General features: G+C 76.7%; 12 protein-coding genes. 11 read left to right on the top strand and 1 reads right to left on the bottom strand.

The window, feature by feature from the left end; translation table 11 throughout:
* Positions 1–4 precede the first annotated feature (4 nt).
* Positions 5–1,003, bottom strand: coding sequence for a hypothetical protein (locus VKV23_08875; protein HLI16146.1), 999 nt, complete (start codon positions 1,001–1,003; stop codon positions 5–7).
* A gap of 103 nt (positions 1,004–1,106) precedes the next feature.
* Between VKV23_08875 and mihF the strand changes: the two genes are divergently transcribed.
* The 11 genes from mihF to VKV23_08820 all read left to right on the top strand — a co-directional run bounded on the left by mihF (position 1,107) and on the right by VKV23_08820 (position 12,164).
* Positions 1,107–1,427, top strand: a complete 321-nt coding sequence (gene mihF, locus VKV23_08870; protein ID HLI16145.1) for an integration host factor, actinobacterial type — start codon at positions 1,107–1,109, stop codon at positions 1,425–1,427.
* Positions 1,424–1,963, top strand: coding sequence for a guanylate kinase (gene gmk / locus VKV23_08865; protein HLI16144.1), 540 nt, complete (start codon positions 1,424–1,426; stop codon positions 1,961–1,963). Before mihF ends, gmk begins: the two co-directional genes overlap by 4 nt.
* 43 nt (positions 1,964–2,006) lie before the next feature.
* Positions 2,007–2,324 carry a DNA-directed RNA polymerase subunit omega gene (gene rpoZ / locus VKV23_08860; GenBank protein HLI16143.1) on the top strand — a complete coding sequence of 106 codons (318 nt, stop codon included), beginning with the start codon at positions 2,007–2,009 and terminating at the stop codon, positions 2,322–2,324.
* A 26-nt stretch (positions 2,325–2,350) separates the two neighbouring features.
* A complete protein-coding gene (gene coaBC / locus VKV23_08855; protein HLI16142.1) occupies positions 2,351–3,637 on the top strand; it encodes a bifunctional phosphopantothenoylcysteine decarboxylase/phosphopantothenate--cysteine ligase CoaBC in 1,287 nt (428 codons plus the stop codon).
* Positions 3,634–4,827 (top strand): methionine adenosyltransferase, encoded by a 1,194-nt coding sequence (gene metK, locus VKV23_08850; GenBank protein HLI16141.1) that lies wholly within the window; start codon positions 3,634–3,636, stop codon positions 4,825–4,827. The genes coaBC and metK overlap by 4 nt, the downstream gene beginning before the upstream one ends.
* Complete coding sequence (locus VKV23_08845) at positions 4,776–6,647, top strand: hypothetical protein (GenBank protein HLI16140.1); 1,872 nt, start codon at positions 4,776–4,778, stop codon at positions 6,645–6,647. The genes metK and VKV23_08845 overlap by 52 nt, the downstream gene beginning before the upstream one ends.
* 132 nt (positions 6,648–6,779) lie before the next feature.
* On the top strand, positions 6,780–7,037 hold the full coding sequence (gene rpsO / locus VKV23_08840) for a 30S ribosomal protein S15 (protein HLI16139.1): 258 nt from the start codon (positions 6,780–6,782) through the stop codon (positions 7,035–7,037).
* Between the two features lie 156 nt (positions 7,038–7,193).
* Positions 7,194–9,530, top strand: coding sequence for a polyribonucleotide nucleotidyltransferase (locus VKV23_08835; GenBank protein HLI16138.1), 2,337 nt, complete (start codon positions 7,194–7,196; stop codon positions 9,528–9,530).
* Between the two features lie 20 nt (positions 9,531–9,550).
* The gene (locus VKV23_08830; GenBank protein ID HLI16137.1) at positions 9,551–10,807 is read left to right on the top strand and encodes a pitrilysin family protein; all 1,257 of its coding nucleotides are present in this window, start codon (positions 9,551–9,553) and stop codon (positions 10,805–10,807) included.
* On the top strand, positions 10,808–11,617 hold the full coding sequence (gene dapB / locus VKV23_08825; GenBank protein HLI16136.1) for a 4-hydroxy-tetrahydrodipicolinate reductase: 810 nt from the start codon (positions 10,808–10,810) through the stop codon (positions 11,615–11,617).
* A gap of 313 nt (positions 11,618–11,930) precedes the next feature.
* The gene (locus tag VKV23_08820) at positions 11,931–12,164 is read left to right on the top strand and encodes a hypothetical protein (protein ID HLI16135.1); all 234 of its coding nucleotides are present in this window, start codon (positions 11,931–11,933) and stop codon (positions 12,162–12,164) included.
* The last annotated feature ends 1 nt before the right edge of the window (position 12,165 follow it).

The following is a 12,165-nucleotide window of genomic DNA, read 5'->3' as shown; positions in this document are numbered from 1 at the left end:
CGCCCTACGGGCGCCTGCTCGGCCGCACCCGCGCCCAGGGGTAGGCGCGCAGGGCGGCGAGCTGGACGGGGCCGCCGGACTCGAGGTCGTAGAGGCTGACGCCGATCGCGCCGGCGCGGCGGGCGGCGTCGACGAAGCGCCAGACCTCGGCGCCCGAGGGGAGGCCGGGCGGCCCGCCCTCGCTCCCCATGTCGTAGTCCTGGCCGATCGGAACGACCGGTCGCAGGCGCGAGAGCGCGGCGACCGCGATCGACGCGGCGAGCCCCGGCTCGGTGCACGACCAGTAGACCATCGGGGCGAAGGCGTCGACGTACGGCGCCTCGGCGCGGTAGGGGTAGGGGCTGGCGGCGAGCGACGGGCTCGTCGGGCGCGGGACGGTGGCGACGACGGGGCGGCTGCCGGCGTCGCGGCGCACGAGCGAGAGGTAGGAGGCGACGCGCCGGGCCGTGAGGTAGGTGCCCTCCGGTGCCTCCTCGATGTCGGGGCTGAAGGCGTCCGCGCCGGCGCGCAGCGCGTCGGCGGCGCGCGCCGCGTCCGCCGCGGGGTTCGACAGCGTCGGGAAGTCCCACGCGATCACGCGCAGATGCGCCCGGTGGGCGAGGGGGACGAGAGCCGCGAGGAGGCGGCCGCCGTAGAAGCCGTCGTGCGTGCTGCCGGTGCGCACGTAGAGGGCGTTGAGGCGGGCCCGGCGGGCCAGCGCGACGAGACGGGCCGCGTCGACGCGGTCCCCGGGGAAGTCCGTCACCCAGATCCCCTTGCCCGCGACGGCGTCGAGGGAGACGCGGCGCGGGCCCGGCCGGGCCGGCACCGGCACGGAGGCCTCGGGGACCGCCGGCGGCGGCAGCGGCCGCGGCGGCGGCCCCGGCGGGGGCGTCGTGCACGGGGGCGGGTCGACCGGCGGTGCCGGCAGGGGGTAGGGGGTCGGCGCGCGCTCGAGCAGCGGCGCGCCGGTCGCGGCGAGGCCGAGCGCTGCGCAGGCGAGGGCGCGAGCGAGGCCGGCCACGGGGCCCAGTATGCAACGCCGTCCGCCGGCGTCGGCTCCGACCAGGGGCGCGGCGTCGCGCGCCGTGGTGGCGGCGGGCGCGGGCGCGCTATGGTACCGACTCATGCCCCAACCTCCCACGCTCACACCCGAACAGCGCAAGGCCGCCCTCGACAAGGCGGCGCAGGCCCGCAAGGCGCGCGCCGAGCTGAAGGACCACCTGAAGACCGGCAGGGTCCACCTGAAGGACCTGCTCGCGAAGGCGGGCACCGACGAGACCGTCGGGAAGATGAAGGTCCTCTCCGTCCTCGAGTCCCTCCCGGGGACCGGGAAGGTGAAGGCGCGCCGGCTGATGGAGCAGGTCGGCATCAGCGAGACGCGCCGGCTGCAGGGCCTCGGCGCGAAGCAGCGCGACCAGCTGCTCGAGGCCGTCGAGCGGCCCTGATCTTCGTCCTGTCCGGCCCCGGCGGGGCCGGCAAGGGGACGCTCGTCGAGCGCCTCGTCGCTAGCGACGAGCGCCTGTGGCTGTCACGCTCGTGGACGACGCGTCCGAGGCGCCCGGGCGAGCCCGAGGACGCCTACGTCTTCGTCGACCGGGAGCGCTTCCTCGCCAAGGCGAAGGCGGGGGGCTTCCTCGAGTGGGCGACCGTCCTCGACCACTACTACGGGACGCCGACGCCCGAGCCGCCCGCGGGCTGCGACGTCGTGCTCGAGATCGACGTCCAGGGCGCGGCCCAGGTCGTCGAGCGCTGCAAGGACGTCGTCTGCATCCTCGTGCTGCCGCCGTCCCCCGAGGAGCAGGCCCGGCGGCTGCGGGCCCGCGGCGACGACGAGGCCCACGTGCGGCGCCGCCTCGAGCTCGCCGGGCGGGAGGTCGAGGCGGGGGAGCGGCTCGCCGACTACGTCGTCGTGAACGACGACGTCGACCGGGCGCTCGCCGAGCTCAGGGCTATAGTGGCGAGGGCGCGAGCCGGCGCGTGAGGGCGCGCGCTGCTCGACCTGCCGCCGTGCCACGAGGAGCGAGATGCCGGAGCTGCGCAGCACCCTGACCGAGCCGCCGATCGAGGAGCTGCTCGACAAGGTCGACTCGAAGTTCACCCTCGTGAGCCTCGCCGCCAAGCGCGGCCGTCAGATCAACTCCTACTTCAACCAGCTCGGCGAGGGCCTCGGCGCCATCGTCCCGCCGCAGGTGGCGTCGATCGCCCGCAAGCCCCTGTCCATCGCGCTCGAGGAGATCGCCGCCTCGAAGGTGCGCGCCCGGTTCCCCGAGCCCGAGGCGGACCCGGCGGGCGACGGGCTGTCCTCGTCCGAGGACGGGGCCGGCGCCGAGCCGGCCTCCTAGGCGCCGAGCCCGCCGAGGCGGCGCCGGTGGACCCCGAGGCGCGCTCGCGCCCGGTCGGGCTGTCGGGCGCCTTCGTCGTCCTCGGGGTGAGCGGCGGCATCGCCGCCTACAAGGCCGTCGAGCTGTGCCGTCGCCTCGTCGACGCCGGCGCCCACGTCGCGCCCGTCCTCACCCGCGCGGCGACCCGCTTCGTCGGCGCCGCCACCTTCTCGGCGCTCGCCTCCGAGCCGGCGCGCACCGAGCTGTTCGGCGGCGACGAGGCGATCCCGCACACCCGCCTCGGCAGAGCCGCCGACCTCGTCGTCGTCGCGCCGGCGACCGCCCGGCTGCTCGGCTCGTACGCCGCGGGGATCTCCTCGGACCTGCTCACGGCGACGCTGCTCGCGACACCCGCCCCCGTCCTCGTCTGCCCCGCGATGCACGCCGAGATGTGGCGGCACCCCGCCGTCCAGGAGAACCTCGCCACGCTCCAGCGGCGGGGGGTGACGGTCGTCGGCCCCGAGCACGGCCGGCTGGCCGGCGGCGACGTCGGCGAGGGCCGGCTGGCCCGCCTCGAGGCGATCCTCGAGGCCGCCGAGCGCCTGCTGGCGGCCCGGCGCGACCTCTCGGGGCTGCGCGTCCTCGTCACGGCCGGCGGGACCCGCGAGCCGATCGACCCGGTCCGCTACCTCGCCAACCGCTCCTCCGGCCGCCAGGGCCACGCCCTCGCCGAGGTCGCCGCGGCGCGCGGCGCGCGCGTCACCCTCGTCACGGCGAGCGAGCTCGAACCGCCGAGCGGCGTCGAGGTCGTGCGCGTCGAGACGGCGGCCGAGCTCGCCGAGGCCGTGGCGCAGGCGGCGCCGCTCGCCGACGTCGTCGTGATGGCGGCCGCGGTCGCCGACTTCCGGCCGGCGAGCCCCGCCCCGCGCAAGCTGAAGCGGCGCGACGGGCCGCCGGTGCTCGAGCTCGAGGCGACGCCCGACGTCCTCGGCCTCCTCGCCTCGCGCCGGCGCCCCCGTCAGGTGCTCGTCGGGTTCGCCGCCGAGACCGGCGGTGGCCTCGAGGAGGCCGAGGCGAAGCTCGCTGCCAAGGGCATCGACGTCATCGTGTGGAACGACGTCTCGCGCCCAGGCGTCGGCTTCGCCCACGAGACGAACGAGGTGACCATCCTCACCGCCTGGGGGGAGCGAACCGAGGTCCCCCTCGCGCCGAAGCGTACGATCGCGGGCGCGGTGCTCGACGCCGCCCTCGCCGCCCGCGCGCGCGCCGCGGCGCGTGGGGCGCCGAGCGGCGCGGCGAGGCGAACCGACGAAGCGCAAGGAGCAGGCGAGTGAGCAGCTACACCTTCACGTCCGAGTCGGTCACCGAGGGCCACCCGGACAAGATGGCGGACCAGATCTCCGACGCGGTCCTCGACGCCATCCTGGCGGAGGACCCGCGGGGCCGGGTCGCCTGCGAGACGCTGCTCACGACCGGCCTCGTGTGCGTGGCGGGCGAGATCACCACCTCGAGCTACGTCGAGATCCCGCGCATCGTGCGGGACACCATCTGCGACATCGGCTACGACCGGGAGGAGTACGGCTTCGACGGCAGGACCTGCGGCGTCATCGTCGCGATCGGCGAGCAGTCCCCGGACATCGACTGCGGCGTGTCGCGCGCCCTCGAGGCGCGAAGCGGCGCCGCCGGCGAGGACGCCCTGTCCTCCCAGGGGGCGGGCGACCAGGGGATGATGTTCGGCTACGCCTGCGACGAGACCCCCGACCTCATGCCGCTGCCGATCTGGCTGGCGCACCGCCTCGCCCAGCGCCTGTCGGAGGTCCGCCGGGCGGGCATCCTCCCCTACCTGCGGCCCGACGGCAAGACGCAGGTCTCGGTGCGCTACGAGGACGGCCGTCCCGTCGCCCTCGACACGGTGCTCATCTCCACCCAGCACAAGCCGGGCATCGACCACGAGACCCTGCTCATGCCCGACCTCACCGACCACGTCATCCGGCCGCTGCTCCCGCCGGAGCTCGACACGAGCCACCTGCGCATCCTCACGAACCCGACCGGCCGCTTCGAGCTCGGCGGCCCGCGCGCGGACGCCGGGCTCACCGGCCGCAAGATCATCGTCGACACCTACGGCGGCGCGGCGCGCCACGGCGGGGGGGCGTTCTCCGGCAAGGACCCCTCGAAGGTCGACCGCTCCGGCGCGTACGCGGCGCGCTGGGTGGCGAAGAACGTCGTCGCCTCGGGCGCCGCGCGCCGCTGCGAGGTCCAGGTGGCCTACGCCATCGGCGTGGCGCGGCCGATCTCGGTGATGGTGGAGACCTTCGGCACGGCGGTCGTCGACCCCGAGGCGATCGCCCGGGCGGTCGACGAGGTCTTCGACCTGCGCCCCGCGGCGATCATCCGCGACCTCGACCTGCTCCGCCCCATCTACCGGCGCACCGCCGCCTACGGGCACTTCGGCCGCCCCGAGAAGGAGTTCACCTGGGAGGAGACCAGCCGCGTCGAGGGGCTGCGGCGCGTCCTCGGCCTGTAGGCGGCGCGCCCGCGCCCCGGCGCGTCGCCGTCCTCGTCGACCTCACCGGCGTCGAGCGCATCCTGCACTACGCGCTCGCGAGCGAGCACGCCGAGGCGGTGCGGATCGGGACCATCGTGCGCGTCCCGCTGCGCTCGGGCAGGGCGCGCGGCTGGGTCGTCGACCTCGACCCGCCGGCCGGCGAGGACGTCGCGCTGCGGGAGGTCCTCGAGGTCGTCTCGCTCGGGCCGCCCCCCGCCGTCGTCGAGCTCGCCCGCTTCGCCGCCTGGCGCTACGCCGGCCGGCTGCGGCCCCTCCTCGTGGCAGCGTCGCCGGAGCGGGTCGTGCGCGCCCTGCCGGCGCAGGCGTCGGCGCGCCCGTCCTCCTCGTCCGCGCCGGAGGCCGAGCTCGCCGACGCCTTCGCTCGCGCCCTGCGGGCCGGCCGGGCCGTGCTCCGCCTCCCGCCCGCCGCGCCGCGCGTCGGACTCGTCACCGCCGCCCACGCGGCGTGGCGCGAGCGCGGCGACCTCGTCGTGCTGTGCCCGGAGCGGCGCGACGTCGCGGCGCTCGGGCAGGCGCTCCGCCGCCGGGGGATCGAGGTCGCCGCCCTCCCGGAGGACTGGGCGCTCGCCGCGGCCGGGGGACGCGTCGTCGTCGGCACCCGCCAGGCGGTGCTCGCGCCGGTCGAGCGGCTCGGCGGCATCCTCGTGCTCGACGCCCACGCCCAGGCCTACGCCGAGCAGCGCGCGCCGACCTGGAACGCGACCGTCCTCGCGGCGCGCCGCGCCGAGGCGGCCGGCGCCGGCCTCCTCCTCGTCTCGCCCACCCCCCCGCTCGAGCAGCTCGCCGAGCACCCCCTCGTCACCGTCTCGCGCCGCGCCGAGCGGGCGGGCTGGCCGCCGGTCGAGGTGCTCGACCGCCGCCAGGACGACCCGCGCTCGGGCCTGTACGCGCCGCGCCTCGCCTCGATCGTGCGCTTCGCCCGCCGCGCCGAGCCGGCGCTGCCGGTCGTGTGCGTCCTCAACCGCACCGGCCGGGCCCGGCTGCTCGCGTGCGCCGCCTGCGGCGCCCTCGCCACCTGCGAGGCCTGCTCCGGCGCGCTCGAGGAGGCGCGCGCCCGCCCGGCGCCGCTCGAGGCGGCCCTCTCGTGCCCGCGCTGCGGCCGCGCGCGCCCCGCGGTGTGCGCCGCCTGCGGCGCCGGCCGTCTGCGCACCCTGCGGCAGGGGGTCGCGCGCGCCGCCGAGGAGCTCGCCGCGCTCGTGGGCGAGCCGGCCGTCGAGGTCTCCTCGGCCGCGCAGCCGCTCGAGCGCGCGGCGCCCGCCGGCCTGCTCGTCGGCACCGAGGCCGTCTTGCACCGGGTGCGAGCCGCGTCGCTCGTCGTCTACCTCGACTTCGACCAGGAGCTGCTCGCCCCGCGCCTTCGCGCCAGCGAGCAGGCGCTCGCCCTCCTCGCCCTCGGGGCTCGCCTCGTCGGCGCGCGCCGGGCGCCGGCAGCCGGCGGGCGGGCGCCGGGCCGCCTCGTCGTCCAGACGCGCCTCGCCGCCCACGAGGTCGTGCGGGCAGCCGTCCACGCGGATCCCGGCCTGCTCGCCGGGCCGGAGCTGGCCCGGCGCGAGCTGCTCGAGCTGCCGCCGGCGCGCGCCCTCGCCGTCGTCGGCGGCGAGGGCGCGTCCGAGGTGCTCCCCAGGCTGTCGGCCGACGGCGACGTCGAGGTGGCCCCGCTGGCCGGCGGCCGCCACCTCGTGCGTGCCCGCGACGCGCGCCGCCTCGCCGACGCGCTCGCGGCCGCCGGGCTGCCCGCGCCGAAGGTCCGCGTCGAGGTCGACCCCGTGCGCATCTGAGGGGCGCCGGCCTCCGAGCTGCTAACCTCGTCTCGCCGGCCGAGCCGGCCCGGCCCGGCACCCGCCGGACCGGACCCGCCAGCCCGGCGCGTGCGAAGCGCCGGCGGAGAGCAGCGAAGGTTCGCGCCACGCATGCCCGACAAGACGGCGACGATCGCCGAGCACCGGCTCCACGAGACCGACACGGGCTCGCCCGAGGTCCAGGTGGCCCTGCTGACCGATCGCATCAACCACCTGACCGAGCACCTCAAGGTCCACCGCGGCGACCACCACACGCGCCGCGGCCTCATGAAGCTCATCGGGCGTCGGCGCCGCCTGCTCGACTACGTGCGGGCGAACGACGTCGAGCGCTACCGGGCGCTCATCGCCCGGCTCGGCATCCGCCGCTAGGCGGGGTCGGCCGCCGGAGAGCCCGGCGGCCTGCCGGGCGCTGCCCGGCGGACATACGGCGCCCGCGGGCGCCAGCTGCCAGTCGCCGCGTCCTCGCTCGCGGGAGCGCGACGACTGGGAACTGGCCGGGCCGGGCGCCTCGAACCGAGGAGTGACATGGCCGACGCCATCACCGTATCCCGCCCCATCACGGGGACCGACCGCAGCCTGTCCCTCGAGACGGGACGCCTCGCCCAGCAGGCCGACGGCGCCGTGCTCGCCCGCATCGGCGACACGGTCGTCCTCGTCACCGCCACCGCGGCGCGCAAGGTGCGGGAGGGGATCGACTTCTTCCCCCTCACCGTCGACGTCGAGGAGCGCATGTACGCGGCGGGCAAGGTGCCCGGCTCGTTCTTCCGGCGCGAGGGCCGGGCGAGCGACCAGGCGATCCTCATCGCCCGGCTCATCGACCGGCCGCTGCGCCCGTCGTTCCCCGACGGCTTCCGCAACGAGGTCCACGTCGTCGCCACCGTCTTCGGCGCCGACCAGCAGAATCCGCACGACGTCGTGGCGATCAACGGCGCCTCGGCCGCCCTCATGGTCTCGGGGATCCCCTTCGACGGGCCGATCGGGGCCGTGCGCCTCGCCTACACGACGGAGGGGACCTGGATCCCCCACCCCACCTACCAGGAGGGCGACGCCTCGACCTTCGAGCTCGTCGTCGCCGGCCGGGCGCTCGGCACCTCCGAGGACGCCGAGATCGCGATCATGATGGTCGAGGCCGGCGGGACGGAGCGCTCCTTCGAGTACTACGACGCCGGGGCGCCGAAGGTGACCGAGGAGGTCATCGCGTCCGGCCTCGAGGCCGCGAAGGCGTGGATCCGCGAGGCGATCGAGCTGCAGCGCGAGCTCGTGCGCGTCGCGGGCGCCAAGCCGCCGATCCCCTACACCCTCTTCGTCGACTACCGGCCCGAGGTCCTCGAGGCCGTCGTCGCCGTCGGCGGCGCGAAGCTCGAGGAGGCGAACGCCCACACGACGAAGGCGGAACGCGCCGCCGCGCTCGACGCGGCAGCCGAGGAGATCGTGGCGGCGCTCGTGCCGAGCCACGACGAGCGCGAGGTGCGGGCCGCCATCCGCGCCCACACGAAGGCCCTCGTGCGGCGGCGCATCGTCGAGGAGGCGGTGCGCATCGACGGCCGCGGCCCGCGAGACATCCGGCCGCTCACCGCGGCGGTCGGGCTCATCCCGACCGCCCACGGCTCGGCGCTCTTCCAGCGGGGCGAGACACAGGTGCTCAACTTCGCCACGCTCGGCATGCCGCGCATGAACCAGCTGCTCGACACGATCGGCGTCGACGAGACGAAGCGCTACCTGCACCACTACAACTTCCCACCCTTCTCGACGGGCGAGGTGGGCTTCATGCGCGGCCCGAAGCGCCGCGAGATCGGCCACGGCCTGCTCGCCGAGCGGGCCGTGCTCCCGGTCGTGCCGCCCGCCGAGGAGTTCCCCTACACGCTCCGGCTCGTCTCCGAGGTGCTCTCCTCGAACGGCTCGACGTCGATGGCCTCCGTGTGCGCCTCCAGCCTCTCGCTCATGGACGCCGGCGTGCCGATTCGCGAGCCCGTCGGCGGCATCGCGATGGGCCTCGTCCACGCCGAGGGCCGCTACGTCACCCTGACCGACATCCTCGGCGCCGAGGACGCCTTCGGTGACATGGACTTCAAGGTCGCCGGGACGCGCGACGTCGTGACGGCGCTCCAGCTCGACACGAAGATCGATGGCCTGCCCTCGCAGGTGCTCGCCGAGGCGCTCACCCAGGCCCGCGAGGCCCGCCTCGTCGTCCTCGACGCGATGGCGCAGGCGATCGCCGAGCCGAGGCCCTCCGTGCGCCCGAACGCGCCGAAGATCCTCACCTTCGAGATCCCCCTCGACAAGATCGGGGAGGTCATCGGCCCGAAGGGCAAGGTCATCAACGCCCTCCAGCAGGAGACCGGCACCGACATCGCCGTCGACGAGGACGGCGGCGTCGGGCGCGTCACGATCGGGGCGAAGGACGCCGCGGCGGTGGACGAGGCCCGCCGGCGCATCGAGCTCATCCTCGAGCCCCCGACCCCGGAGGTCGGCAAGACCTACGAGGGCCGGGTCGTGAACATCACGAAGTTCGGCGCCTTCGTCTCCATCCTGCCGGGCCGCGACGGGCTCCTCCACATCTCCCGTCTCGGCGCCGGCCGACGCGTCGAGCGCGTCGAGGACGTGCTCGAGCTCGGCCAGACCGTGCAGGTGGTCGTGAACGACATCGACCCGCAGGGGAAGGTCTCGCTCTCGCTCGTCGGCGGCCCGCCGCCCTCGCCGGGCGCCGAGGCACCGACCCCCGAGGGGGTGCGCCGGGTCTCCTTCGAGGACGCCTTCGCCGCCGAGATCGCCGAGGACTTCGGGGACCTCGGCCCCGGCGCAGCGCCCGAGCCCGCGCCACGCGCCGGGCGCGGCCCGCGCCGGCGCGGCCCGCGGCGCTGACCGCCGCGCAGCGCGTCGGCGTGATCGAGACCTCCGTCCTCGACTGCGGCATCCGGCTCGTCACCGAGCAGATGCCCGGCGTCGCCTCGGCCTGCGTCGGCTTCTGGGTCGGCACCGGCTCGCGCGACGAGAGCGACGCCGAGGCCGGCATCTCGCACTTCCTCGAGCACCTGCTCTTCAAGGGGACGCCGCGCCGCTCGGCGCGCGAGATCGCCGAGGCGATCGACGCCGTGGGCGGGGACATGAACGCCTACACGACGAAGGAGTACACGACCTTCTACGTCCGCACGCTGGCGCGCGACCTCGAGGTCGGCCTCGACGTGCTCTGCGACATCGTGTGGGACCCGGCCCTGCGCCCGGAGGAGGTGGACGCCGAGCGGCAGGTGATCCTCGAGGAGGTGCTCATGCACCTCGACGAGCCCGCGGACGTGGTCCAGGAGCGCTTCGCCGAGGCCGTCTTCCCCGGCCACCCGCTCGGGCGCGAGGTGCTCGGCCTGCCCGAGGTGATCCGCTCCGTCACCGTCGAGGAGATCCGCGCCTTCCTGCGCACCCACTACCGGCCGGGCAACATCGTCGTCGCCGCGGCGGGCGGCGTGGACCACGCCGCGCTCGCCGAGGGGATCGAGCGGCGCTTCGCCGGGCCGCCGGGCGGCGAGCCTCCCAAGCGCGAGGCGCCGGGCGCCGAGGTGCGGCGCCTCGTCGTCACGGCGCGCGACACCGAGCAGGCGCACGTCGTCCTCGGCGTGCGCGCGCCGGGGCGGCGTGCGCCGGAGCGCTACGCGCTGGCGCTGCTCAACCACACCCTGGGCGGGGGGGTCTCCTCTCGGCTGTTCCAGCGGATCCGGGAGGAGCGCGGCCTCGCCTACTCGGTATCCTCCGAGCGGGCCGCCTTCGCGGACGCCGGCGCGCTCGCCGTCTCGGTCGGGACCTCGCCCGAGCACGCGCACGAGGTCGTCGAGCTCGTCCTTCGCGAGCTCGACGACCTGGCGCGCGACGGCGTCGAGGCGGCCGAGCTCGAGCTCGCCAAGGGGCACCTCAAGGCCGACACCCTGCTCTCGCTCGAGGACTCCGGGGCGCGCATGTCGCGCATCGGCGGCAGCCTCCTCCTGCACGACGAGGTCCCCGAGCTCGACGAGGTCCTCGCGCGCATCGACGCCGTGCGCCTCGACGAGGTCCGCGAGCTCGCCGCGGCCGTGCTCGGCGGGACCCGCTGCCTCGCGGTCGTCGGGCCCTTCGCCGAGGAGGACTTCGCCGGGCTCGTGGGGGAGGGCGCCTAGGTGGCGACGCGCGTCGGCGTCGTCGGGGCGGCGGGGCGGATGGGGCTCACCGCCTGCTGGGCCGTCGCCGAGGCAGCCGACCTCGAGCTCGTCGCGGCCGTCGCCCCCTCCAAGGCGGGCCAGCCGCTGCGCGCGCTCGGTGGCCCCGACGTCGACCTCGAGGCCGCCGCGAACCTCGACGCCCTCGCCGCCGCCGGGGCGCAGGTCGCCGTCGAGTTCACGGTCGCGTCGGCCGCGCCCGCGAACCTCCTGTGGTGCGCGCAGGCCGGCATCCACGCCGTGTCGGGGACGACGGGGCTCGCCGAGGCCGAGGTCGCCCGCCTCGGCGAGGCCTTCCGCGCCAGCCGGGCGAACTGCGTGCTCGCCCCGAACTTCGCGATCTCCGCCGCCCTCCTCCTGCGCTTCGCCGAGCTCGCCGCGCCCTACTTCGAGGGCGTCGAGGTGGTCGAGCTCCACCACGAGCGGAAGCGCGACGCTCCCTCGGGAACGGCGATCGAGACGGCGCGCCGCATCGCGGCCGCCCGGGAGGCCTCGCCGGCCGGGCCGCTCCCGGTGCCGCCGGCGGGCGAGGAGGTGCTCGCCTCGGCGCGCGGCGCCCTCGGACCGGGCGGGGTGCGCATCCACGCCCTGCGCCTGCCCGGGGCGGTCGCGCACGAGGAGGTCCGCTTCGGCGGCCCGGGCGAGGCGCTCACGATCCGCCAGGACTCCTTCGACCGGCGCTCGTTCGTGCCCGGGATCCTGCTCGCCGTGCGGCGAGTGGCGTCGACGCCCGGCCTCACCCTCGGCATCGGCCCCCTCCTCGGCTGGTGAGGCGCCCCTCGTGCCGTGGGCACGAGGGCGCCGGCGCGAACCGAGGACGCCGTCGGCGCGCCGAGGGCGAGGGCGGCGAGCGAGCCGGGCCCGAGCACGACCTCGCCGGGAGGCGAGGCCGACCACCGCCGCGACGCGGCGCAGCCGCTGGCGGACCGACCGCAGGAGGACCGATATCGCGACCGGCCTCGCCTCCGGGCGCTCGAGGGGGCGCGTCGCGCGTCCGGTCCCCGCGCCGCCGTTCTCGCGTCCGCGTGGCACGGCGGCGAGCGCGCCGCCGAGCGCCGCGGGGAGGAGCAGGAGGAGAACGATCGTGCGATCGATCGACGAGGCGCGCGAGCACGGCTCCGACGAGCAGCCCGGTCTCGCCGGCGAGGCCGCCGTGCGCTCGCGCACGGGCGCGAAGGGCGCGCGCCACCACCCCCGTCCGGGGCGCGCGGCCGGCCGCCGCCGCCGCTCGCCGTGCGCGCCCCCGGGGCGCCGGCCGGGCGCGACCGGCTCTCGCCTCCCGGCGGGCGGCGAGCCGGCTCGCGCCGGCCGCTGGTAGC

The sequence above is a fragment of the Acidimicrobiales bacterium genome, from assembly GCA_035294085.1.
Taxonomy (GTDB): domain Bacteria; phylum Actinomycetota; class Acidimicrobiia; order Acidimicrobiales; family Bog-793; genus DATGLP01.
This window is presented reverse-complemented; position numbering and strand designations above follow the sequence as displayed.

What these genes read in the sequence shown, in the direction of transcription:
- VKV23_08835 (HLI16138.1), top strand. Translation starts at nt 7,194, where the DNA reads ATGGCCGACGCCATCACCGTATCCCGCCCCATCACGGGGACCGACCGC.
- rpoZ (HLI16143.1), top strand. Translation starts at nt 2,007, where the DNA reads ATGCCGGAGCTGCGCAGCACCCTGACCGAGCCGCCGATCGAGGAGCTG.
- mihF (HLI16145.1), top strand. Translation starts at nt 1,107, where the DNA reads ATGCCCCAACCTCCCACGCTCACACCCGAACAGCGCAAGGCCGCCCTC.
- rpsO (HLI16139.1), top strand. Translation starts at nt 6,780, where the DNA reads ATGCCCGACAAGACGGCGACGATCGCCGAGCACCGGCTCCACGAGACC.